The sequence below is a fragment of the Roseibium limicola genome, assembly GCF_017313085.1.
GTDB lineage: Bacteria > Pseudomonadota > Alphaproteobacteria > Rhizobiales > Stappiaceae > Roseibium > Roseibium limicola.
In genome coordinates this window covers 713,225-736,502 of sequence record NZ_JAFLNF010000002.1, presented here as the reverse complement: position 1 = coordinate 736,502, position 23,278 = coordinate 713,225, and the positions used below count along the sequence as shown (strand labels likewise).

Sequence of the window (23,278 nt, the reverse complement as noted above, 5' to 3'; positions counted from 1 at the left end):
CTAGCGGATGGTGTATTCGCGGCCTTCGAAACCACCGACTGGCTGGTTGCGAACGAGAATGACGAGCGCTTCTCCCTTCAGCTGCGAATCCTGCGCCAATCCGCCGTAGGTGGCACAGTGGTCGGTCGCTGACTTTTGGCCCTGAGGGGCGAACAGAGTGATGTTCTCACATTCAAAGCGGGAGAGTTCCGGCGCGGCCTTGTCCAAAAAGACAGTATAGAACAAGCCGGCGATGGCGATGAAGAGTGCTGCGACAGTGATTGTTTGCATGAGCCCCGGTCCCTGTTTCGTGTGTCTCAACCGAAACTGATCGGCTGGCCACTATGTGGTCCGTCCTGTTTTGGAATGACGGTACGCGGGATAAACGCACGCGGGGTACTGGGTCTCATCCGGCATTCAACTTCCCCGACGTTAGATGATTCGGCAAAATTTTCCGAGTGAATTTGCCGATGGGCTCCGTTCGGGGAAGCGGCGGGGATAAACTTACGCCATTATCTTATGCCAAAGAAAAAGGGCGACCCTGAGGGATCGCCCTTTTCTCAGTACATATGCCGAGGCAGATCAGGCGGTCTGTTTGACCTCAATGCCCTTCTCGATGAAGGCAGCCTGAAGTTCCTGATTCTGAAACATTTCGCGGATGATGTCGCAGCCGCCGACGAACTCGCCCTTGATGTAGAGCTGAGGAATGGTCGGCCAGTTGGTGAATTCCTTGATGCCGGTGCGCAGGCCATCGTCTTCGAGAACATTGATGCCCTTGTAAGGCACGCCAACGTAATCGAGGATCTGAATGACCTGTCCAGAGAACCCGCACTGCGGGAAGTTCGGTGTGCCCTTCATGAAAAGCACGACGTCGTTGGTCTCAACTTCGTTCTTGATCCAGTCCTGGATGCTCATGATATTCGTCCTTTTGAACTTGTCGCGCCCGATGTTGCGGCATCGGGCTGGTGGCCGCAGGGAGGACGGCTTGTTTCATTCCCTCAATTCATTGGCCCATATTCCTTGACCCTCAGAGAGGCCTTAATCGGGGGCCTTGGTCTGCAGGGCAAGGGCGTGCAGCTCTCCGCCCATGTTGCCCTTCAGGGCCTTGTAGATCAGCTGGTGTTGCTGGACGCGGCTGATGCCCCGAAACGATTCCGAGACAACATTGGCTGCGTAATGATCGCCATCTCCGGCCAGATCGCGGATTTCCACCTTTGCATCGGGCAAGGCAGCCTTGATCAGGGTCTCAATTTCATTGGCGTCCATCGGCATGTGCGTCGCGTCCTCTTCCCCAGTGTTTTTATGTGGTTCCAGTGAATTGGTCGCTTCAGGAAGCGGCCATGTAAGTCGGGAACCAATCTTCGTGTGCTGCGCTCAACTTTGCAACGGATATGGTGAGGACACCCTCAACAGTCAATTCCTCACCACCTGTTGACCCAATGTGGTGTGCCTCGATGCCGTTGTCGATGGCATCTTCCAAAACAGCATCCAAACGGTCGGGGTCGACGGTCAGAACATAGCGCCCCTGGTCTTCGCCAAAGAGAACAGCGTGGGCCGGACCGTCGATTGCGACTTTCGCACCGATCTTGCCGGACATGGCCATCTCGGCCAGGGCAACGCCGAGGCCGCCTGAAGAAATGTCATGCACGCTGGTGACGCGGCCTGTGCCGATCAGCTGTCGCACGAATGTGCCGCGACGCTTTTCTGCGCCCAGATCGACTGGCGGCGGAGCGCCTTCTTCCCGACCGAGAATTTCGGAGAGGTACTGAGAGCAGCCCAGATGCGTGCCCGCGCCGCCAATCACCACGATGGCCTCGCCTGCAGCCTTGAAGGCAGAGGTGGCGCGCACGGTGACATCCGGCAGAAGGCCGACGCCGCCAATCGCTGGAGTTGGCAGGATCGCTTCGCCATATGTCTCGTTATAGAGCGAGACGTTGCCGGAGACGATCGGGAATTCCAGCTGTTCGCAAGCCGCGCCGATGCCTTTGATGCAGCCGACGAACTGGCCCATTATTTCCGGCTTTTCCGGGTTGCCGAAGTTCAGGTTGTCTGTGGCGGCCAGCGGCTCGGAGCCGACGGCTGTCAGGTTGCGCCAGACTTCCGCGACAGCCTGTTTGCCGCCCTCGAATGGGTCGGCCTTGCAGTAGCGCGGGGTCACGTCGACGGAGAACGTCAGGCCCTTTCGCGTGCCATCGACACGGATCACGCCGCTGTCGCCGCCGGGACCGGCTGCGGTGTTGGACTGGATCAGCGTGTCGTATTGTTCGTAGACCCAACGACGCGATGCGCCATTGGCTCCGCCGACCAGCTTGGTCAGTACATCGGCGTAGTCTGCAGGTTCTGCAATGTCGTCGGCATCGAGTACGGGAAGCTTTTCCCATTCCACCCAGGGGCGGTCGTACTCGGGGGCTTCATCGCCCAGCTTCTTGATCGGCAGATCGGCAACCGTCTCGCCCTGATGCTTCACCACGAACCGCAGGGTGTCGGTGGTAAAGCCGACGATAGCAAAGTCCAGGCCCCATTTGGTGAAGATGGCTTTGGCCTGATCTTCCTTTTCGGGACGCAGAACCATGAGCATGCGCTCCTGGCTTTCCGACAGCATCATCTCATAGGCGGTCATGTGCTCTTCGCGCACCGGCACCTTGTCGAGGTCCAGCTCGATGCCGAGGTCGCCACTGGCGCCCATCTCGACGGCAGAGCAGGTCAGGCCCGCAGCCCCCATGTCCTGAATGGCGATGACCGCACCGGTCTCCATCAGTTCCAGGCAGGCTTCCAGCAGGCACTTCTCGGTGAAGGGATCACCGACCTGAACGGTCGGGCGCTTTTCCTCGATGGTGTCATCGAACTCGGCTGACGCCATGGTGGCACCGCCAACGCCGTCACGGCCGGTCTTGGCGCCGAGGTAGACCACGGGCAGGCCGACGCCTTCGGCCTTGGCGAGGAAGATCTTGTCGGAGTCCGCCAAGCCTGCGGCAAAAGCATTGACCAGACAGTTGCCGTTGTAGCTGGGATGGAACTCGACTTCACCGCCGACGGTCGGCACACCGAAGGAGTTGCCGTAACCGCCGACGCCTGACACCACGCCGGAAACCAGATGGCGGGTGCGCGGATGATCGGGAGACCCGAAGCGCAGGGCGTTCATGGCAGCAACCGGGCGAGCGCCCATGGTGAAGACGTCGCGCAAGATACCGCCGACGCCGGTCGCAGCACCCTGATAGGGCTCGATGTAGGACGGGTGGTTGTGGCTTTCCATCTTGAAGACAACAGCCTGACCGTCGCCGATATCGACCACACCAGCATTCTCACCCGGCCCCTGCAGAACGCGCGGGCCCTTGGTGGGCAGGGTCTTCAGCCACTTCTTGGACGACTTGTACGAGCAATGCTCATTCCACATCGCTGAGAAAATGCCGAGTTCGGTGAAGCTCGGCTCGCGGCCGATCAGCTCCAGAATACGGTCGTATTCGTCCGGCTTGAGGCCGTGGGAGGCGATAAGTTCGGGCGTGATCTTGATGTCGTTGGGAATCATGTCGGTCCAGATCATTGCGGTGCGAGGCGGCACCTGTGCCAATTTTGGCTTCCGTTTATCAGAACAATCGCACGAAAGGGAGAGGGGAATGCGGTTTCTTGGGTATGATCTGCAGAGCGCGAGAGTGATTTTTCGCCGTTGGTTGCGAGTCTCTTGCTCAAAGCTGCCAAGATGGAACCCATTCGAGCACCTTCACCTTGGCATTTGCTCACTCTGAGGCTTTTCCTCAGTCGCTCTTCACGTCAGGCAACGCTGTCGTAACAAGCGCCGTTGTCGGCCAGAATCCGGCTCAGACGCTGCATGCCGTCCGCCAGTTCCCCGCAGGTTTTGGGATTGGTTGTGGCAATGCGAACCCGGTAGTGGAGTTCGCTGGCACGTCCTGTCCTGAATTCATCCTCGTCATCAATCAGCACACCAGCCTCTGCGGCAGCGGCCTTGAAAGTGCCGGGTTGCCAGGGCTCGGGCAGCTTCAGCCAGATGAAAGGTGAATCCGGGGCAATGACCATGTCCGAGCCACGCAGGATGTCTGACGCAATCTCATAGCGGTTGCGGATCTCCAGCAGGATGGCTTGGCGCAGACGATCTGCCTGACCGGAGTTGACAAGCCGGCTGGAGGCTTCCGACAGCAGGAACGAGCTGCCGCCAGTCAGCATCTTGTGGGCTGTGAAAAGCCGCTGGGTCTGTTGAGGTGGGCAGGAAATCCAGCCGCCACGCAGGCCGGCTGCAACCGCTTTCGACAGCGAGCCGACGTGAAAAGTGCGCTCTGGAGCCAATTTGGCGAAGGGCGTCAGCGTGTTGGGCCGCAGGGCGCCGTAAACCTCATCTTCGATGATCCAGAGATTGTGCCGACGAATGACTTCCAGCAGATCGAGACGCCGGGCTTCGGAGATTGTCGCCAGGGTTGGATTATGCATGGTCGGCATGAGGAAGATGGCCTTGGGGTGGGTCTGTTTGCAGACACTGTCCAGGCTGTCGGGCAGGGGGCCTTCCTTGTCGCTGGTGACCTGGACCGACTGACGGCCGGAAAAGCGTGCGCCCCGAGCCACCGAACTGTAGGTCAGTTCCTCAAAGACCAGCCGGTCTCCGGGGGCTGTGACTGCTGAAATTGCCGACATGATTGCCGCCTGAGCACCAAAGGTGGGCACGATGGAAGCGGCTTCCGGGGTCCAGCCTCCACGCGACAGCCAGCGCTGACCGGCTTCGCACCATCTGTCGGGTACGGTGCGGGTATAGCTGGCGATTTCATTCGGCATTTCGGCTGCAATGCGGGGCAGAAGCTCTTCGAGGATCTGGCCTTGTCCAACATCCGGGGCAGAGGTGCTGTCGAGTCGGAATATTCCTTCCGGTGGACTGGCGACCCGCGTGCTGCCGAAACCGTAGTCAGGCAGAGGCGCTGGATGCTCGATGTTCAGCCATTTGTCAGCCTCTCGGTCAAAGCCGGAAAACCGGCTGTCTGCGGGTTGGGCCCGCATCTTGCCGGTGTGCTCAGGAGCGGCTGAATTGTCTTGCTCGGCGCTGCCAAGCACATAGGTGCCGCGGCCAACCTCGCCGCTGACCAGACCGCGCTTGCGCACCAGTGCATAGGCCCTGCCGACCGTGCCGACAGTGACGCCGAGATCGTAGGCCAGATCCCGCTGCGGCGGGAGCTTGGTCTTGGCTGCGAGAGCACCGGACAGAATGTCTCTGGCGATCTTTTCGGCAAGACGCATGTAGAGCGGGCCGGCGCCGGCGGGAATTTCAGGGATCCAATTTGTCATGGTGACAATAAACTATCTTGTCACTGTCGCTGAGTCAATTCATATCAATGTCACCCACTTGGATGCGATATTGTACCAAAAAAGGAGATTGTAATGGGTTCAATTGACACAATAGCCTTGAGGCGTTCGGGACTGAGGTTGCCGCGCAGCGGCGTGCTGCAGCTGTTGAGCGCTCTTTTGACGCTGGGCCTCGCCTGGTACCACACTGGTCGGACGCGCAAGCAACTTTCAAAGTTGTCGGATGAGGCCTTACGGGACTTGGGGCTGACGCGGTCGGCCGCAGAAGAGGAAGCCCTGCGCCCCTTCTGGGATTCGCGAGCCACGGACATCTTTCGGCCTTGGTAGGATTTGCAGACCGAATGCAGGCAGAGGCAGGGCCATCCACTTCGGATCAGCTTTTCCGACAGACAGCTCACAAGCCAGGAGAAACGCACAAAAAAGCCTGACCCGAGTGGAATGCTCGCGTCAGGCTTTTTCATGTCATATCAGTGATTACACTTCGCCGGTATACTCACCACGGCCCGGGTAGTCTGCCTTCTGGACGAAATCCAGTGCGCCGAGCATTTCCTGGAAATGCGGACGGACGAACGGCATGGTCTGCACGGAGGCGAAGTACAATTCGCCATTGGCGCGCACCAGAAATACGCCAGGCTCGGAGAAGAGTTCAGGCTCTTCAAGGCCGATGGAGGTCTTTCCACGGCCTGCAGAGGTGTAAAGACCCCAGTCACGTGCCACGCTGAGCGGCAGGTCGTATGCGACACGCAGATCTGTGGCACCGATCTTCTCGGCCATCTCGGCAGCGCGGTCCTTGCCGTCTGAGGAAACAGCGATGACGTTGACGCCGCGGTTATCCAGCTCGCTTTGCAAGCGAACCAGTTCCTTTAGATAGGTTGCGCAGATCGGGCAATGCAGGCCGCGATAGAAGACCACCAGCGTGGCGAAGTCCGGCGTTTCGGCGCTTAGATCGAAGGCGCCATGGGCGACGGTCGGAAGCTGCAGGGCGGGGACGGTTTGACGGGGAGTCAGCATTGATGAATGACCTATATTTAATTATCAGTATTGATTTGATGCTGTGAGTATGTAGAACTAATGAGCATAAATTATCTCAATTAGTTAACTTGGAGTTCGGATATGGGGAGCCATGACAGCGCGATTGCCTCTTCGGGGCATTCTCAAAGGTTTGACCGGCTTTCTGCCCTGATCAGTCACCTGCGTGTGCATGCAACCTTGGTTGAGGCGCGTGATGTCGAGGCTGACACTCCGAATTTTCTCATCTTCAGCAACGCCGACGGCGGGATCCGTTTGGTCTATACCCCAAACGGCGCGCCAACGACGGCGCCCGAGCCGCTGTCCCGCGATCGACTGAACCGCTCAGCGAAGTTGCGTGGCTCAGAGAAGATCGCTGCTTCGGCGCTGCCTGGAGAGATAACGCTCGTCGCGGCGTGCGTTGAGCTGGCCGGTGTTGGGCCGCACCTGGTCATGGCGCTGCCGGAGACCCTGTCCATCCGTCTGGATGAAGCTCCGGATCTGGCCTGTGTGGTTCTTCCCTTGGCAGAAGAAGTGATGACGCCGCGTTGTGGCGGCATGGCTGTTTTTTTGCGGTTGTGTGAAGTGGTGGTGATCCGGTTGCTGCGCCATGCGATCGAGCGTGGCAGTGCCAATGCCGGGTTGATGGCCGGGTTGGCGCATCCTCGGCTGGCACATGCGCTGGTGGCGATGCACAACGGCCCCAGCAAGCCCTGGAGCCTGGAGAATCTCGCGGATGAAGCCGGGATGTCGCGCACCCAGTTCGCCGTGACGTTCCGGGAGGTTCTAGGTGTCACGCCGGGTGGCTATCTCTCCGACTGGCGCCTCGCGCTGGCGCGGATCGCGCTGCAGCGGGGGGAGCCGGTCAAGACGGTTGCGCGAAATTGCGGCTTCTCAAGTTCCGCGTCGTTCTCACGTGCTTTCTCGCGACGTTTCGGGGAAAGTCCGAGCCGGTTGCGTGTTACCGCGGGCGAACCGCGTGACGGCATGGGTCAGAGCTACTGGGCGGAATGAGCTGCTTGAGAGAGCCATGGAGCGGGCATTCAGCTGCGCCCGCTCCATGGCTTTTCCAAACCGTAGAGTTCGTCTGCAATATCTTCCGCCTTTTTGGCGAACAGCAACCCGGCGTCCTGCAGTCCCTTGTTGTAATAGGCGGCTCCCATGGTTTCGCTCAGGTGGTCAAGCAGAAAACCGGCATCCATGTTGCCCATCTCCATATCCAGCTCATCCTGGCAGTAGGCCTGAATGGTGCGGACAAGGGCATCGCGTGTTTCGCGGGTCAGAATGTCATCCGGCATGTGGTCTCTTTCGTCATTGAAGAATCGCAGAAGGATGTGACCCGTAGGGCCCTAAATGTGCAACCCCCTGTCGTGGCTCACCGGTCCCGCATCTTCGTGCGGGATGACGCCAATTGGGGTTTTGGGGGAACGCCTGCGCCTCCGAGCGTTTTCGACACAGCCCAGCCTCCCCAACGTCCTCCCGGACAAGCGCAGCGCTGAGTTGGAGCCAGTGAACTCGGGGATCTCTTTGGGTTGCGGGGCGGAATGGCGAAGACCGGGACCAAAAACAAAAATGGAGGCACGAGGCCTCCACTTTCATAAATTGTCACTGATCAAATCTGAGGATCAGGCAGCAGCACTGACCAGGCTTTCAAACAGCAGCCGTCCGTCGGTGCCGCCGTTGAGTTCTTCCACCAGATTTTCCGGATGGGGCATCATGCCAAGCACGTTGCCTGCCTTGTTGGTAAGGCCGGCGATGTCGTTGACCGAGCCGTTCGGGTTGGTGCCGTCGGCATACCGGAAGATCACCTGACCATTGTCCTCGATGGTCTTCAGCTCATCTGCTTCGGCGAAGTAATTGCCGTCATGATGGGCCACCGGGCAGCGCCAGACCTGATCCTTGGTGAAGGAAGAGGAGAAACGTGTGCCATCATTGACCGTCTGAAGCTTCACTTCCTTGCAGACGAACTTGATACCGGCATTGCGCATCAAGGCGCCGGGCAGAAGACCTGCTTCGGTGAGGATCTGAAAGCCGTTGCAGACGCCCAGAACATTCACGCCGGCATCGGCCTTGCGCACAAGATCCTTGAGGATCGGCGAACGGGCGGCAATCGCGCCGGAGCGCAGGTAGTCCCCATAGGAGAAGCCGCCGGGCACGATCACGAGATCTGCGTCAGGCAAACTGGTTTCCGTGTGCCAGACCGCTTGAGGACGTGCTCCGGTGATCAGCTCCAGAGCATGGAACATGTCGCGGTCGCGGTTGGATCCCGGAAAGACGATAATGGCGGTTTTCATGTGGCTTTATCCAAATGGGCACTCGGGCCAAGACCATGAGAATGCGAGGGGGAACGGGGCTTGGTGCCAGCGACCGGTGTGCTCGGCGGTCGGCAGTGATCCGTTGTGATCCCCTCAGCTTATTCGATTTCGATGGAGTAGTTTTCGATGACCGTGTTGGCCAGCAACTTCTCGCACATCTGCTCGAGCTCCGCCTTTGCGGCAGCCTTGTCGGAGCCTGTCAGCTCAACATCAAAGACCTTGCCCTGACGGACAGATCCGACGTCGTCAAAACCCAAACCGCCAAGAGCGCCTTCGATTGCTTTGCCCTGGGGGTCGAGAACGCCGTTCTTCAGGGTGACGATCACACGTGCCTTCATGATTTTCCTTAACTCCGCAGAGAGCAGCCGGGATGATTTGGCGCCTCATTACACCAGCCCGGCGCCAGGTGAAAGGGGCGGGGCTGGAGTTTCTCGGTAAATGCAAAAAGCCCCCGGCGTGTTGACCGGGGGCTTGGTGTCTTCGAATTACTGTACCAACGTCGGGCCGGTGGGGTTCTGGCGGTCATTCTCATTGAGAATGCCGAGACGTTTGGCCACTTCTTGATAGGCTTCCAGCATTCCGCCCATGTCGCGGCGGAAGCGGTCCTTGTCCAGTTTGTCGTTGGTTTCGATATCCCACAAACGACAGCTGTCGGGGGAAATCTCGTCGGCAACGACAATGCGCATCATGTCGCCCTCGAACAGTCGGCCGCATTCGATCTTGAAATCGACAAGCCGGATACCGACGCCGAGGAACAGCCCGGAGAGGAAATCATTGACCCGAATGGCCAGCGCCATGATGTCGTCGAGCTCCTGCGGGTTGGCCCAGCCGAAGGCCGTGACGTGTTCTTCTGCCACCAGCGGGTCTTCCAGCTCATCGTTCTTGTAGTAGAACTCGATGATCGAGCGGGGCAGCTGGGTGCCTTCCTCCAGACCAAGGCGCTTGGCGATAGAACCGGCAGCGACGTTGCGCACGACCACTTCGAGCGGGATGATCTCGACTTCGCGGATCAGCTGCTCGCGCATATTCATGCGGCGAATGAAATGGGTTGGGATGCCCATGGCATTCAAATTGTTGAAGATATACTCGGAAATCCGGTTGTTCAGCACGCCCTTGCCATCAATGATTTCGTGCTTCTTGGCATTGAAAGCGGTGGCGTCGTCTTTGAAGTGCTGAATCAGTGTGCCTGGTTCCGGGCCTTCGTATAAAATCTTGGCCTTGCCTTCGTAAATGCGGCGGCGGCGATTCATGAGCATGTACCGTGTCTGGTTGAAAAATCCATTGGGTCGAGAGCAACCTTGCGCAGATCTTGCTTCGTGTGTTCTCCCGATATCCGATATGGTCGGCCGCTCTTCGGCGCAGCCCGATGTGGGCGCAATTGGTTTAAATGACCGGAGCTTGCTGACCTGTTCGGCGGCGCGGAACTTAACTGAAGGCAGGCGAAAGCACAACGTTCTCCTTGCAAGGTGTAGCCTGGGACCGATTTACGCCAGGTGAATTTTAGATATGTCTGATCCGCATCATTGATCTTACGTTGATTTGGAAAACGGTGACACGCTCCGCAAGCAGGTGATTGCCCTGAGACAAAGGACTGAGCGAAATTCTCTGACATGGTGTTGTTGGTGATTTTAATGAATATCCACTTCGCTTCCAGTGCGGATCGATTTCAGAGAAGAATGATGTCGCTGATCAGCCGTGGGCCAACAGGCCTGCTGTGCCCCGCGTATTGATTGGCTGATTTGAGCAAGAAAAACCAATCGAAATGACGTGAATTTCTTAGGTGTATTCTTGATCTGAAGCCGCGTGGTGTGTGCCTAGCGGTCAGATAGCATAGTTGATATAAGTCTTTATTTGAAAACGCGAAAACCCGACAATTAAGAATTTGAATACTTATGTGGTGATAGCTCTCAGTTCACAATGTGAGTAGGGACTTCTCCAAATGGCACTTTTCCGGAGTAGCGATCGTGATGTGATCGAGGCATTCGGCCGATCTCAGGCGATCATCCAGTTCAAGCCGGACGGCACAATTCTGGACGCCAACGATAACTTCCTCTCCGTCATGGGGTATTCCCTCGAAGAGATCAAAAGCAAGCATCACCGCATGTTTGTGGAACCGTCCTATGCCGCAAGTGCAGAGTATCAGTCGTTCTGGCATGATCTCGCTCGCGGTGAATTCAAATCCGATGAATTCATGCGGGTCACAAAGACCGGGAAGGTCGTTTGGATACAGGCATCTTACAACCCGGTTTTTGATCCGAAGGGAAATGTCTATCGGGTCGTGAAGACTGCGTCGGACATCACCGCGGCAAAATTGCGGAGTGCTGAAGCTCAGGGGCAGCTGAAGGCGATAGACCGCTCGCAGGCCGTGATCCATTTCGATCTGAAAGGCAATATTCTCGAAGCGAATGAGAACTTCCTGAATGTGCTCGGCTACACTTCAGACGAGGTCACGGGCAAGCATCATGCGATGTTCGTCGCGCCCGACTACCGTGACACGCCGGAATACAAGACCTTCTGGAAGGAACTCGGGGAAGGGCAATTCAAGGCCGGGGACTTCAGGCGTTTCGCCAAGGACGGCAATGAAGTTTGGATTCACGCGACCTACAATCCAATCTTCGATGCGGCCGGTCAGCCTTTCAAGGTTGTGAAAATTGCGTCCGATATTACCGACGAGAAGCGCAAGAATGCCGAACACACAGGTTTGATTGCCGCCATCAGTCGCAGCCAGGCGATGATCTCCTTCACCAAGGAAGGTTATATTCTAGATGCAAACGACAACTTCCTGAAGACTTCAGGCTATCGCCTCGACGAGATCAAGGGCAAGCACCACCGGATGTTCGTCGACGGGAAGTATGGCAAGTCTCAGGAGTATGCCGATTTCTGGAAGACCCTTGCGGAAGGAAATCCGATGTCGGCGATCTATCAGCGCTATAACAAGGCGGGAGAACCGATCTGGTTGCAGGCGAGCTACAATCCCATCTTCGACGCTTCCGGCAACATCATGAAGGTGACAAAGTTCGCAACCGACATCACCCAGAATATGAAAGCGCGTCAGATCGCTATCAATGCGGCGGAGGAAACCCTTGGCACTGTTGAGCATACTGCGAGTTCTGCGCAGTATGTGAGTTCTTCTGCACAGGATATTTCGCAAGGCATGGACAGTGCCCGTGCCGCAGTCGAGGCCATGAGCGGTCGCTCCGAAGTGGCGGAGCAGTCAACTGAAAAGCTACGCACAGCGGCTGCCTCCATGGATGGTGTCGTCCAGCTTATTTCCAAGGTGGCGGATCAGATCAACTTGCTCTCACTGAATGCGACCATCGAGGCTGCGCGCGCTGGCGAAGCGGGGCGTGGTTTCGCGGTCGTGGCAAATGAGGTCAAGGTGCTTGCAAACCAAACCTCACAGGCCACCACTCAGATCTTTTCGGAAATCGCGGAAATGCAGTCCGTGGCCGGCTCTGTCGATGACGCATTGAAATCTATTCGAAGTTCCATCTCCGAGGTGCAGAAACTCGTCATTTCGACAACTGACGCCACTGAACAACAGTGTGTTTTCACAGACGAAATCAATACCCGTCTGCGGTCTGCATCGGGCAGTGTTGCCTCGGTTTGTGAAAGCCTCGACGATTGGGTTGTCGGCATGGAAAATCGGCGTCGCGATCCGCGCAAGCGTGTCTATAGGGATTGTGTGATCGTTGGTACGAACGGTTCCAGGCTAGGAGCCTCTATTCGGGACATTTCGCCTTCTGGTGCGAGGATCTTTGTCGAAAATACGTCGCTCGTCGGGGATCATTTTGTTTTGGAACAGGAAGGTGAAGAGGAACGGAACTGCATCACGGTTCGCCGCGATAGTCAGGAAATTGGAGTGGAATTCCGTGCCAAAGCCGCTGCCTAAGCTTACCATCTGAAGTGATCTTGCGCAGATCTTGCTTCGCGTGTTCTCCCGATGTCCGATATGGTCGGCCGCTCTTTGGCGCAGCCCGGTGTGGGCGCAATTGGCCTAAAAGACCGGAGCTGTTGACCAATTCGGAGGCGCGGAACTCAACTGAAGGCAGACGAAAGCACGGCGGTCTCCTTGATATGTGCAGCCTGGTGCCAATTTATGTCGGATGAATTTTAGATGTGTTTGATCAGCATCATTGGCCTTCCATTGATTTAGTCTAGTGTCGCCGATATTGAATAACTCCACCAACCTCCCCACCTGCTGCACTAGCGGTGCGCCGGAGAGTGGCCGACATTCAGGAGAGACTGACCATGAGTACTTTCAATAATCGCGAGAAGGACTTTGAAAACAAGTTCGCTCATGACGAAGAATTGAAGTTCAAAGCTGTCGCACGACGCAACAAGCTTCTGGGTCTTTGGGCGGCTGAAAAGCTCAGCCTGAATGGTGACAAGGCCGAGGAATATGCCCGCGAAGTCGTCCGCTCGGATTTCGAAGAGCCAGGCGAGGAAGATGTGTTCCGCAAAATCCGCGCCGATTTTGATGCCGCGAAGGTCGAGCAGTCGGATCACCAGATTCGCCATGCGATGGAAGAACTTCTTCACACGGCTGTGGAGCAGGTGCAGCGCGGAGGCTGAGCCTTCAACGAATTTTCGGCTCTGGATGCGTGTTCTGGCCGACAAGTGACCAAGCCCCCCCTGCGACAGGTGTCGCAGGGGGGCTTTTTTGTCACGAGATGACCTTGTCCGTTTCTGACCTGCGTGGGCACATATTGGAAAAGAGGAAGGGAGAACGTCGTGTCGAATTCACAAAAATCACTTGCCGATAAGCTCAAGGGAGGCAAGCCCGTTGTCACCAGCTGGATCATGATGTCGAGCCCGGGTATTGCCGAGCAGATCGGCCGTTCCGGCTATGAGGCTGTGACGCTCGATCTTCAGCACGGGCAAATGGGTCTGGCGGAAGCACGCGAAGGTATCGCCGCGCTGACGTTGGCGGGCAGTCATCCGATTGTCCGGATGGGCGTCGGTGATCTGACAAATGCCTCGCGTTATCTGGATCTGGGCGCGCAGGCCGTCATCGCGCCGATGATCAATTCCGCAACGGACGCCAAGGCCTTTGCCGATGCGGCGAAATATCCGCCGGTGGGAGAACGCAGCTGGGGGCCCTTGCGCGCGGCTCAACTGGCCGGTCTGGCGCCCAATGACTATCTGGCCCAGGCCAACAGTGAAACGCTGGCGATTGCCATGATCGAGACCCGTCCGGCGCTTGATGAGCTGGATGACATCCTCGCTGTGGAAGGCATTGATGGTGTTTTCGTCGGCCCGAGCGATCTGTCGCTGGCGCTATCGAGCGGGGCGGAATTGAATCCGGCCAGCCCGGACACTCTGGAGGCAGCAAGCCGTGTCGTGAAGGCAGCTAAGAAGGCGGGGAAGTTCGCCGGCATCTTCTGCATGACACCAGGAGACGTGCTGGCCGCCAAGGCGCAGGGCTTTGTGCTGATGGCCTATGGCATCGACATGGTGCTGGTGGCCGACAGCGTGCGTGTTGCACTGGATGCCTGCGGCGAAAGCTGAGGTCGCTGACGTTTGAAACGGCGCGGCAGCGGCCTTAGGCGTCGCTGCTGCCCAGACGTTTCATGAAATGCGCGAAGGACAACAAGCCTTCCGGCCACGGGCCATGTCCGGACTCCATGTTGACGTGCCCGGCCTGACCGGCATCCTGGAAGGTTGCCCCCCACTTCCGGGCAAACTCTTCGCTCAGCTTGAAATCGCCATATGGGTCGTTCTGACTGGCAACGACATGCGTGCGTGCCTTGATCGGGTGATGCGGGATCGGCAAAAAGCTGGAAACATCGAACGCCGGATGATTTGTCGTTCTCTCCAGGTTCGGAGGGCAGACGAGATAGGCTCCGACGACCTTGTCCTTCGGCCAGTGCAGGCTGGCATGGGCAATCAGATGGCAGCCGAGGGAATGTCCGACGAGAACGACGGGACGCTCCGTTTGTTCGACCTTGGCCAACAGGGTGTCCTGCCAGAGTTTCAGCACCGGCTTGAACCAGCTCTTCTGCTCGACAACCTGGGCTGTGGCCATCTTTCCCTGCCAGCGACGCATCCAGTGATCCTTTGGTGTGTCGCCATAGCCGGGGATGAGAAGAATATCGGCTTCGGAGATTTTCACGGCTGGATCCTCTATTGCTGTCGCATCTGGAGACCCTCATGGCGAGGATCCGGGCGCTTGTCAAACAGGAAGCGCAGCGGCGAACAAACAAAAACACCGCCCGGAGGCGGTGCTCATGATCTGTATTGTCTCAAGCCCTAGAAGGGCGAACGGCAACGACGACGTGGCCCATTGTAAGGCTGGAAGGTGTTGTCCGAAGCCCGATAGGACCGGTAGCGGTTCTGGCACCAGCGGTAATGACGGGGGGAGAGACCACCGCCACGGGCGTCGTGGCGCGGACGGTCATAACGCTGCGGCGCATTGCGGCGGGGTTTGTCGTAGTGCCGCGGAGCAGCGCGCTGCGGGGCTGTGCCGAAGCTGAATGCAAAAGCAGCAGGCGGGAACCACCAGCCACGATACTCGCGCCATCCACGGTGCTGGCGGCGGCTGCCACGATGACCATTGTACCAATAATCCTTGCCGTGACGCTCGAAGCGCGGACGATGCTGCACCTTGGTTACAAGGTTGCCGTCAACTGCAGCCTGAGCCACGATTGGGGATGAGATCATCAGGGGCGCGGCCTTCGCACCAGTCAGTGTGCTCAGGGCAATACCAGCAATGGCTATGCCGCCAATCAGATAGTCATGAATTCGCATTGGGTGGTCCTCCGCATCTCTATTGCTGGGTAAAGCATGTGCTAGCGCTTTGGTTCCAATTATCCTTAATGCAGGACACCATGCTTCAATGCGTCGGCCCAATCTGGGCGTTCGCAGGTGCGGGCCCGGCTCTCCGCTGCATGCCAATCATAGGCGATTGACTTGTGGGTGAACACCCATCCAGTGGAACTGAATTCAAGGAATCCGTAGCGGCAATGCGGGCTTCCAGCTTCCATGACATGGGGCGAGGGCAAGGCGTCGCTGTAAGCCGGACAGCCAACGCTTCCCGGATTGAAGATCGTCTGGCCGTGGGGCAGTGTCAGCAGACGCGGGATGTGCGTATGGCCGCAGAGCAGGAGTGGTGCGGCCGTGGCGCCGGCAAGCCGGTTGTCAATCTCTTCGACTGACGACAAAACGCCGCGACCGTCGATTACGGTCTCGGTCAGGTAGAGGTCATCGACCTCAGGTGTCGCGTGAAACAGCGTGATTTCCTCTGTGAGCTGAATCACTTGCGGCAAGAGCCTCAGCCATTGAGTCACGTCCTCAGACAAATGCGCCTGGGTGAAATGATCGGTGCGGTTGCTGGCGGGAACCTTGGGACCGACTGCAACCCGGTCATGGTTGCCGCGCACGGTCGGCCAGTCTCGTTGCATCAACAGACGGCCGGTTTCGTCCGGCCACAGCGGCCCGGAGACGCAGTCGCCGAGATTGACGACTTGGTCGGGCCTCTCCGTGCTGAGGTCGGCGATGACGGCTTCCAGCGCGGGGAGGTTGCCATGGATGTCGGCGACGACGGCGATTTTCATCAGAGCTCCTTTGGCGTTAAAGCCATAGAGAAACAAAAAACGCCCTGCCTCAAGCCGCCTTCCCGCATTTGGGTCAACGTGAGACAGAGCGTTGAATGTTTAGCTCGGACCGGTCGGGGCCGGGCAGGCAGGTCAGCTTTCGCCGAAGACCCGCTTGAAGATCACGTCGACATTCTTGGTATGATAGCCGAGGTCGAAACGATCCTTGATTTCGTCTTCGGAGAGATACTCGCGTACATCGTCGTCGGCCAGAAGCTCGCTCAGGAAGTCGACTTCGGAATCGCCGGAAACCTGATAGCTGTCCCAGACCTTCATGGCGTTGCGCTGAACCAGTCGGTAGGCGTCCTCACGCGAGGAACCAGCCTGGGTCAGGGCCAGCAAGATGCGCTGGGAGTGTACCAGACCGCCGAGACGGTCCATGTTGCCCATCATGCGCTCCGGATAGACCATCAGCTTGTCGATGACGCCTGTGAGGCGTGCCAGGGCGAAGTCGAGTGTGACGGTCGTGTCCGGGCCGATCATGCGCTCGACGGAGGAGTGCGAGATATCGCGCTCATGCCACAGGGCAACGTTTTCCATTGCCGGTGTCACAGCCATGCGCACCAGACGGGCCAGGCCGGTCAGGTTTTCGGTCAGAACCGGGTTGCGCTTGTGTGGCATGGCGGAGGAGCCCTTCTGGCCCTTGGAGAAATACTCCTCGGCTTCCAGAACTTCCGTGCGCTGCAGATGGCGGATTTCTGTGGCAACGCGCTCGATCGATGAGCCGATGACGCCAAGCGTGGCGAAATACATCGCATGACGGTCGCGCGGGATGACCTGTGTGGACACCGGTTCGGCGGCCAGCCCCATCGCCTTGGCGACATGTTCCTCGACGCGCGGGTCAATGTTGGCGAAGGTGCCGACGGCACCGGAAATGGCGCAAGTGGCGATTTCTTCACGCGCATTCAGCAGGCGGGTCTTGCAGCGGTCGAACTCGGCGTAGGCTTCCGCCATTTTCAGGCCGAAGGTGACCGGCTCCGCATGGATGCCGTGCGACCGACCGATGGTGACCGTGTCCTTGTGCTCGAAAGCGCGGCGCTTGATTGCAGCCAGCAGCTTGTCCATGTCTTCCAGCAGCAGATCGGTCGCCTTGACCAGCTGCACGTTGAAGCAGGTGTCGAGAACATCCGAGGAGGTCATGCCCTGGTGGACAAAGCGCGCGTCCGGACCGACAATTTCCGCCAGATGGGTCAGGAACGCGATGACGTCGTGCTTGGTGACCGCTTCGATCTCGTCGATACGGGCGACATCGAAGGTGGCTGCGCCGCCCTTTTCCCAGATGGTCTTGGCGGCCTCTTTCGGGATCACACCGAGTTCAGCCAGCGCGTCGCAGGCGTGCGCCTCGATCTCGAACCAGATACGGAACTTGGATTCAGGCGACCAGATATCGACCATTTCAGGGCGGGAATAGCGCGGGATCATCGCGGGTCCTCGTAATTTCAGGAAAGAATTAGGCGCGGTCTAGCAGGAAGTCCAACGTTTCACAATAAAGAGGGGCGTTTGTGGTGACGATCTCTTCTGCATTCGGCCAGCGAAAACGGGAAAAGCGAATGCTTTTGGAGTTTACCAGTTGTTGCGGCGCCGCGTGCTGGTTTGCAGCTGTTCAATTTTTGCTCGATTCCGGGGAAGTATTTTATCATGCCGATGTTCAAGACGTTCGCTGCCAGCACTCTCGCTGCCGCCATGCTGTTGTTGCCTGCCACGCCTGCGCAGGCGGAGGGAGTGGTCGATTTCAACCGGTTCCTTGCCACGCCTGCGGGAGCCGCGGGGTTGGCTGCGGCGGTCGTCGGGTTGGGACATTGCGACACGCCGCTTTCCTGGGGGGCTGCCTGGGACGATGAAATCGGTGACGAGAACAACGACCACCTTTTCGTCGCGTGTCAGTACATCGATGCCTCGGATGAAGAGATGTACGACAAGAGCGTGGTCGCGAAGTTCAACTTCTGGGACGGCAAGCCAACCCTCGCCAGCCTGACCTACCTGCCGTAAGGCGCAGATTTGCCTCTCGAGGTGCCGCATCCCTTCAGCGTAGCACACCCTTTCCGGCATGGATCCTCGGGCTTGACCCGAGGATCCATGCCGTTCGTTGTCGGCAGACGCATGGCTATGCATTGGGGCGAGGTCACGGCATGGATGGCATGATCAAGTCATGCCATGACGCGGTGGAGAGTTTTGGGCCCCTGAGCCTCTCGTCGGTCATCCGCCTCCGCTTCTGTCCTCCTGGCCATCATCCTCTCTGCCGTCATCCCATTGGCCATCGATCTCGCGCCGTTACCCTCTGCCGTCATCCTCGGGCTTGACCCGAGGATCCATGCCGTTCGTTGTCGGCAGACGCATGGCTATGCATTGGGGCGAGGTCACGGCATGGATGGCATGATCAAGTCATGCCATGACGCGCGGTCATGGGGATCTCTTAAGCTTCTTGCGCGGCCTTGCGGATGGCGGAGATGTTGGCGCGGTAGCTGTCGACTGAACCGCCCTTGAAAACGGCAGAGCCGGCCACGAGGACATTGGCGCCTGCAGCGGCAACAAGAGGCGCGGTCTCCGGTGTCACGCCGCCATCGATCTCGATGTCGATCGGGCGGTCGCCGATCATCTGCCTGATGCGTTCGGTCTTGTCGACCATCGCCTCGATGAACTTCTGGCCGCCAAAGCCCGGATTGACGGTCATGATGAGGATCAGGTCGAGCCGGTCGAGGACGTATTCCAGCACGCTTTCCGGCGTGTGAGGGTTCAGCGACACGCCGGCGCGGAGGCCGAGGTTGCGGATCGCCTGGAGCGAGCGGTCGAGATGCTTCGTTGCCTCTGCATGGACCGTGATGATATCCGACCCGGCCTTGGCGAAGGCTTCGAGGTAGGGATCGCAGGGCTCGATCATCAAATGGGTGTCGAAGGTGGCTTGGGTGTGGGGGCGGATGGACTTGATGATGTCCGGCCCGAAGGTGATGTTGGGCACGAAATGCCCGTCCATTACATCCAGGTGGATCCAGTCGGCGCCAGCCTCGATCACATCACGGACTTCCTGACCCAGCTTGGAGAAGTCGGACGCAAGGACGGAAGGGGCAATCAGGATGTCACGGCTCATGGATGTCTCCGGCGATCTGTCTGGTGGGCGCCCGCGCATGGATCATGCTGTGATGGTTGCCGCGTTTCCTCTGACCGGGGCGGTTACACGTTGACGACGCGAAGGGCAAGGGTCTGCCCCCATGCTAATTGGTTACAAGCTTTAGAAACGGCTAAATCTTGCCGGTGATTGCCAGATACCGCCCATCCGGGCCTTCGAACCCCCGGGCTTCATAGAAAACCAGAACGGCGAAATATCCGTCCGCATCGCCACGGTCTTCCGGGTAATAGGTTACGACTCGTTCGATGCGATAGCGCAAAGGGCATCCACGGCTGTCGGGAATATTGGTATCCGAATGCAGCTCGCGGGTTTGCCCCTCGCGTGTCAGGCTCAGAGTGAAGCCGGTGGTCTCGACACCGTCGCTGGCACAGTCGGCACTCGGGGCAGGAAAAGAGGTGAGACGAAACTCGAGCGGTGCGTCGAACGGCGGAAGGATGGGACGCGGCATGACACGCATGAAAGTGGCATCGGACGTGAGTTCCGTCACCGGGTTGTGCCCGACCGTATGTCCGAGAGGTTCAATTCCGCCCAGAAGTCCGATATCTCTCGCTTCCTGAAGGACTGCTGCGCGGGTTTGGGCAAGCAGCGCTTTCAGGTCTGGCCGGTCGGGCACGTCTTCCAGTCGCTCGCGGATCGGCGAGGGAGATACCCAGCGGTCCTCACTGACATCCAGAACGAAAAGCTCGGAATAAGGGGAGCCGGAGCCATCCTGAATACCATACTGCTCAAAGGCGAAGCGCTTGGCATTTGCCGAAAAGCCAAGGATGTTCACCTGCGCGACATCTCCGGCCAAAGCGGCTGCGGATGTCATCAGCGTTGCGATCATCCATGTGCCAAGCCCCCGCCAAACCAGGCTGGTCGCTGTGTGGCGGGTAATTGAACGGGCTGACATATCCGGATCCACTTGGCTGAGGGACAACGCGGGGTCACTCTAGCGGAGTATCTGCCCCGGCGTCACGCGGTTGTTTGGGCGCGGTAAAGCGTCGGGCGAAAGGCTTCAGCAACATCGGCAGCATGTAGATGGGGAACTGGCCGAGCGCGAACCACAACCAGGTCAGCTCGGGGATGTGGCCGCCGAATCCGGCAACCATCAGGCCCATGTTGCGACTGCCGGACGAATGAGCGAGGGCGAAGGCGTCCTGCCGTCCGAGTTTGCGGAAGACAATAAGGGTGATGCCGATCTGAACGAAGGCGGCGAAGAAGGTCAGCGCTGCAATCGAGGCACTCAGGAGAGGTGAGGCTGCGAAGCTGTCAGCCACCCCGTCCATGGCTGCAAGCGCAAAGCAGAACAGCAGCAACACATTCAGTCCGTCGATTCGCATGCCTCCGGCCTGAATGCGGTCTTTGCCGATCACGGCGCGGACTGTGCGTGCCAGCAGCAGTGAGCCGACCAGATACCCAGCCAGTCGCAATGCCAAGGCAGTGGCATCAATCTGCATTTCTCCTGCTGTCATCAGCTCGGCAAAGACCGGCGCAGTCAACGGCGTCAGCATCATGGTGACGATCAGCAGGGCCAGGCCGAAAGAGGCATTCAATCCCATCATGGCAATGAAGCCGGGAGCCGACATGACGGGCGGTGCGGCGCATATCAAAAAGACGATGAGGGCGATGTCGGGAGTGACGAGCCCTGTCGGCAGCAAGTGAAGCAGCAAAGTTGCCGCCAACGGCAACAGCAGAAGCATCCACAGGGAGGCGAGGATGACCGGCAGCGGTCGGCGCAGGTGGGCGATGACCGGGACGGGATCCACACGCAGAAAGGCGAGGGTGAGCAGCAGGAAAACCAGGCTGCCCAGAAACGGCCGTACCAGTTCTGAAAGACCGGGAAACCCCATGCCCAGCGCGAGCGAGATCCACAGGGCGAAGGGGGCGTGGCGGCCGAGCCGCTCCACGACGATCAAGGGCAGTTTAAGGAGAAACATCACCGGAAATCTGATTGGGCGGGGCAAGGCCTGCCGGGAGGGGAGACAGGGAATTGTCAGGGCGATTGGTTTTCAAGACGGTATTAGGGTAAGAGCAAATTAAGCAACATTCCAAGAGGCGGATTTGGCCGAAGTCGATGTCATTGTGCTGGGAGCGGGAATCGTGGGGGTCACGACGGCTCTCAACCTACGCCAGCATGGGGCATCTGTCGCGCTGATTGACCGGGCACATCCGGGCGATGGCACGTCGGGGGCAAACGCCGGCATTATAGCGGGCAACGGTTTCTGCCCGGCGCAAATCCCTTCGGGGGCTGCTGTCTGGCTGGATATTGCGCTCAAGCAGTCCTGTGCCTTTTCCTTCGATGTATCGACTTTGTTGCATCTGGTGCCGTGGATCCGGTCGTATCTGGCCCACTCCGGTCCACAGGCCTTGCAGTCCTATGTGCGGGCCATGGCCCCGCTGCGGGCGCAGGCACGGGCCGAGCATCGCCGGTTGGCGCGGCTGGCCAATGCGGAGCGGTTCTATCGCAAGAGCGGCTGGCTGCATTTGCATCGTTCGGAAGCCAGTCTGGCGCGGGCCGAGCGCGAGCGCCACTATGCGCGGATTTACGGCATCGACTACCAGACGCTGCGCGGTGGCGAAATGCACGAGGTGGAGCCTGCTCTGAGGTCGGATGCGTTCTTCGGGGTCTACTGGCCCGAATGCGACAGCATTTCCAATCCCGGCGGCCTGACGGAATCCCTGTGGCGGGAGTTTATCCAGGGCGGCGGGATCTATTTGAACGGGGATGCCGGCCGGCTGGAGCAAAGGCGCTCCCGCTGGATCCTTGCGACACCGCGCACAGAACTGCGGGCGCCCCAGGTCGTGGCGGCGCTGGGTCAGGCGACGGCGGCTTTCGCGGCCAGATTCGAAGAGTCGTTTCCCATTGCGCTGGGGCGCGGCTATGGGCGGCATTTCAGGCCCGGCTCCGGTGTCACCCTGTCACGGCCGGTTACCGACATGGATCATGGTTTTACATTGACTCCGATGGAGCAGGGGATCCGGCTGACCACGGGGATAGAGATCGTCGGCGAAGATGCTCTGGCTAATCCGCAGATCCTGCATCGGGCGCGTAAACGGGCTTCTGACGTGTTCCCGCTGGGGCAGGATTTGCCACTGGCCGGACTGATGGGAAGTCGGGATTGTCTGCCTGATTCGCTGCCGGTTGTCGGGCCGTCGTCCAAACACCGTGGGTTATGGTACAATTTCGGCTATTGCGGTGCAGGCATGGCCCTGGGACCTGTGTGTAGCCGGCTGATTGCTGACAGGCTGGCCGGGGCTCCCCCAAAGCGGGATGCCGATGCCCTTCTGCCGCTGCGTTTCTCTTGAAAGTTGCGTATCCCGGCTTCTACAAAAAATATTAGATGTCGTAGTTGTTGCGTCTGCACAGTCGGGAGCTCGTCAGTTTTCTCTTAGTGGAAGAGCTGAGGTGTCCTTGACTGTATTGACCACAATGCGAGACTGAACATCCGACACCAAGGTGTTGTCCAAGAGTTTCAGTCTGAGGAAATTGTCATAGGCCTTGATATCGTCCGTCACGACCTTGATCAGATAGTCTACCGCGCCGGTAATCCTCTCGCAGATGACGACTTCCGGCCAATGGTGGATCAACTTGTCGAAGGTCTCCATATTTTCGCGGCTGGGAACGGTCAGTTTGACGAAGGAATAGGCCACGAAACCGAGGCCAACCTTCTCACGGTCGATGATCGCCGTGATTTGACGGATGACGCCTTGTTCCTTCAGTCGCTTGATGCGGCGCCAGCACGGGGTCTGGCTCATGCCGGCCTCCTTGGCGACTTCAGCGATGGAGAGGGAAGCATCACGTTGCAGGACGCGCAAAACGCGAATGTCCGTAGGATCGAGAAGAAATTTATCTGTCATGCGCGTTAAGGGGAAAATTCTCACGTCATTTGGTGGATCTGCCGGGACGTTAGCACAGAATTTCTTTCAAAACAGAACCATATTGGTTCCAGGGAGTGAGCTGCCGAGCAAACGGA

Annotated in this window: 25 protein-coding genes; 7 read left to right on the top strand and 18 right to left on the bottom strand. The window is 58.5% G+C overall.

The window, feature by feature from the left end:
* The 5 genes from J0X15_RS06940 to J0X15_RS06920 form a co-directional block, all read right to left on the bottom strand.
* Positions 1-270: an antitermination protein gene (locus J0X15_RS06940; protein WP_206939152.1), complete on the bottom strand. Its 270-nt coding sequence runs from the start codon at positions 268-270 to the stop codon at positions 1-3.
* A 291-nt stretch (positions 271-561) separates the two neighbouring features.
* Positions 562-894: a Grx4 family monothiol glutaredoxin gene (grxD, locus tag J0X15_RS06935; protein WP_206939150.1), complete on the bottom strand. Its 333-nt coding sequence runs from the start codon at positions 892-894 to the stop codon at positions 562-564.
* A 123-nt stretch (positions 895-1,017) separates the two neighbouring features.
* On the bottom strand, positions 1,018-1,251 hold the full coding sequence (locus J0X15_RS06930; RefSeq protein WP_206939147.1) for a BolA family protein: 234 nt from the start codon (positions 1,249-1,251) through the stop codon (positions 1,018-1,020).
* Positions 1,252-1,306: 55 nt separating this feature from the next.
* Positions 1,307-3,505, bottom strand: coding sequence for a phosphoribosylformylglycinamidine synthase subunit PurL (gene purL, locus J0X15_RS06925; protein WP_206939329.1), 2,199 nt, complete (start codon positions 3,503-3,505; stop codon positions 1,307-1,309).
* Between the two features lie 242 nt (positions 3,506-3,747).
* Positions 3,748-5,262, bottom strand: coding sequence for an aminotransferase-like domain-containing protein (locus J0X15_RS06920; protein ID WP_206939145.1), 1,515 nt, complete (start codon positions 5,260-5,262; stop codon positions 3,748-3,750).
* A 93-nt stretch (positions 5,263-5,355) separates the two neighbouring features.
* Here J0X15_RS06920 and J0X15_RS06915 point away from each other — a divergent pair, with 93 nt between their 5' ends.
* Entirely contained in the window at positions 5,356-5,607 is a 252-nt protein-coding gene (locus J0X15_RS06915) for a DUF1127 domain-containing protein (RefSeq protein ID WP_206939144.1), read from the top strand.
* A gap of 147 nt (positions 5,608-5,754) precedes the next feature.
* On the opposite strand, the gene J0X15_RS06910 is transcribed toward J0X15_RS06915, so the two are convergent.
* Complete coding sequence (locus tag J0X15_RS06910) at positions 5,755-6,291, bottom strand: peroxiredoxin-like family protein (RefSeq protein WP_206939143.1); 537 nt, start codon at positions 6,289-6,291, stop codon at positions 5,755-5,757.
* Between the two features lie 102 nt (positions 6,292-6,393).
* Between J0X15_RS06910 and J0X15_RS06905 the strand changes: the two genes are divergently transcribed.
* Positions 6,394-7,302, top strand: a complete 909-nt coding sequence (locus tag J0X15_RS06905) for a helix-turn-helix transcriptional regulator (protein ID WP_206939141.1) — start codon at positions 6,394-6,396, stop codon at positions 7,300-7,302.
* A gap of 29 nt (positions 7,303-7,331) precedes the next feature.
* Here J0X15_RS06905 and J0X15_RS06900 read toward each other — a convergent pair whose 3' ends face one another.
* The 4 genes from J0X15_RS06900 to purC all read right to left on the bottom strand — a co-directional run bounded on the left by J0X15_RS06900 (position 7,332) and on the right by purC (position 9,853).
* Positions 7,332-7,586 carry a DUF2164 domain-containing protein gene (locus tag J0X15_RS06900; protein ID WP_206939139.1) on the bottom strand — a complete coding sequence of 85 codons (255 nt, stop codon included), beginning with the start codon at positions 7,584-7,586 and terminating at the stop codon, positions 7,332-7,334.
* Positions 7,587-7,913: 327 nt separating this feature from the next.
* The gene (purQ, locus tag J0X15_RS06895; protein ID WP_206939137.1) at positions 7,914-8,582 is read right to left on the bottom strand and encodes a phosphoribosylformylglycinamidine synthase subunit PurQ; all 669 of its coding nucleotides are present in this window, start codon (positions 8,580-8,582) and stop codon (positions 7,914-7,916) included.
* A 119-nt stretch (positions 8,583-8,701) separates the two neighbouring features.
* Positions 8,702-8,944 carry a phosphoribosylformylglycinamidine synthase subunit PurS gene (gene purS / locus J0X15_RS06890; RefSeq protein WP_331461890.1) on the bottom strand — a complete coding sequence of 81 codons (243 nt, stop codon included), beginning with the start codon at positions 8,942-8,944 and terminating at the stop codon, positions 8,702-8,704.
* Positions 8,945-9,088: 144 nt separating this feature from the next.
* Positions 9,089-9,853 (bottom strand): phosphoribosylaminoimidazolesuccinocarboxamide synthase, encoded by a 765-nt coding sequence (purC, locus tag J0X15_RS06885; RefSeq protein ID WP_206939328.1) that lies wholly within the window; start codon positions 9,851-9,853, stop codon positions 9,089-9,091.
* Positions 9,854-10,542: 689 nt separating this feature from the next.
* Here purC and J0X15_RS06880 point away from each other — a divergent pair.
* The 3 genes from J0X15_RS06880 to J0X15_RS06870 all read left to right on the top strand — a co-directional run bounded on the left by J0X15_RS06880 (position 10,543) and on the right by J0X15_RS06870 (position 14,114).
* Positions 10,543-12,495, top strand: coding sequence for a PAS domain S-box protein (locus J0X15_RS06880; RefSeq protein WP_206939132.1), 1,953 nt, complete (start codon positions 10,543-10,545; stop codon positions 12,493-12,495).
* Between the two features lie 359 nt (positions 12,496-12,854).
* Positions 12,855-13,178: a DUF1476 domain-containing protein gene (locus tag J0X15_RS06875; protein WP_206939131.1), complete on the top strand. Its 324-nt coding sequence runs from the start codon at positions 12,855-12,857 to the stop codon at positions 13,176-13,178.
* 159 nt (positions 13,179-13,337) lie between these two features.
* Entirely contained in the window at positions 13,338-14,114 is a 777-nt protein-coding gene (locus J0X15_RS06870; RefSeq protein ID WP_331461886.1) for an HpcH/HpaI aldolase family protein, read from the top strand.
* A 34-nt stretch (positions 14,115-14,148) separates the two neighbouring features.
* Here J0X15_RS06870 and J0X15_RS06865 read toward each other — a convergent pair whose 3' ends face one another.
* The 4 genes from J0X15_RS06865 to purB form a co-directional block, all read right to left on the bottom strand.
* Positions 14,149-14,718, bottom strand: a complete 570-nt coding sequence (locus J0X15_RS06865) for an RBBP9/YdeN family alpha/beta hydrolase (protein ID WP_206939130.1) — start codon at positions 14,716-14,718, stop codon at positions 14,149-14,151.
* A 137-nt stretch (positions 14,719-14,855) separates the two neighbouring features.
* Positions 14,856-15,353, bottom strand: a complete 498-nt coding sequence (locus tag J0X15_RS06860) for a BA14K family protein (protein WP_206939129.1) — start codon at positions 15,351-15,353, stop codon at positions 14,856-14,858.
* A 65-nt stretch (positions 15,354-15,418) separates the two neighbouring features.
* Positions 15,419-16,159, bottom strand: a complete 741-nt coding sequence (locus J0X15_RS06855; protein WP_206939128.1) for a metallophosphoesterase family protein — start codon at positions 16,157-16,159, stop codon at positions 15,419-15,421.
* A gap of 132 nt (positions 16,160-16,291) precedes the next feature.
* A complete protein-coding gene (gene purB, locus J0X15_RS06850) occupies positions 16,292-17,620 on the bottom strand; it encodes an adenylosuccinate lyase (protein ID WP_206939127.1) in 1,329 nt (442 codons plus the stop codon).
* Positions 17,621-17,836: 216 nt separating this feature from the next.
* Here purB and J0X15_RS06845 point away from each other — a divergent pair, with 216 nt between their 5' ends.
* The gene (locus J0X15_RS06845) at positions 17,837-18,187 is read left to right on the top strand and encodes a hypothetical protein (protein WP_206939126.1); all 351 of its coding nucleotides are present in this window, start codon (positions 17,837-17,839) and stop codon (positions 18,185-18,187) included.
* Between the two features lie 424 nt (positions 18,188-18,611).
* Here the strand turns inward: J0X15_RS06845 and rpe are convergent, their stop codons facing one another.
* The 3 genes from rpe to J0X15_RS06830 all read right to left on the bottom strand — a co-directional run bounded on the left by rpe (position 18,612) and on the right by J0X15_RS06830 (position 21,241).
* Complete coding sequence (gene rpe / locus J0X15_RS06840) at positions 18,612-19,283, bottom strand: ribulose-phosphate 3-epimerase (protein ID WP_206939125.1); 672 nt, start codon at positions 19,281-19,283, stop codon at positions 18,612-18,614.
* A gap of 151 nt (positions 19,284-19,434) precedes the next feature.
* Positions 19,435-20,214 (bottom strand): DUF2259 domain-containing protein, encoded by a 780-nt coding sequence (locus tag J0X15_RS06835; protein ID WP_209015120.1) that lies wholly within the window; start codon positions 20,212-20,214, stop codon positions 19,435-19,437.
* A gap of 34 nt (positions 20,215-20,248) precedes the next feature.
* The gene (locus J0X15_RS06830) at positions 20,249-21,241 is read right to left on the bottom strand and encodes a sodium:proton symporter (RefSeq protein WP_206939123.1); all 993 of its coding nucleotides are present in this window, start codon (positions 21,239-21,241) and stop codon (positions 20,249-20,251) included.
* 124 nt (positions 21,242-21,365) lie between these two features.
* Between J0X15_RS06830 and J0X15_RS06825 the strand changes: the two genes are divergently transcribed.
* A complete protein-coding gene (locus tag J0X15_RS06825) occupies positions 21,366-22,610 on the top strand; it encodes an NAD(P)/FAD-dependent oxidoreductase (RefSeq protein ID WP_206939122.1) in 1,245 nt (414 codons plus the stop codon).
* A 72-nt stretch (positions 22,611-22,682) separates the two neighbouring features.
* On the opposite strand, the gene J0X15_RS06820 is transcribed toward J0X15_RS06825, so the two are convergent.
* Positions 22,683-23,162, bottom strand: coding sequence for an Lrp/AsnC family transcriptional regulator (locus J0X15_RS06820; RefSeq protein ID WP_206939119.1), 480 nt, complete (start codon positions 23,160-23,162; stop codon positions 22,683-22,685).
* Between the last annotated feature and the right edge of the window lie 116 nt (positions 23,163-23,278).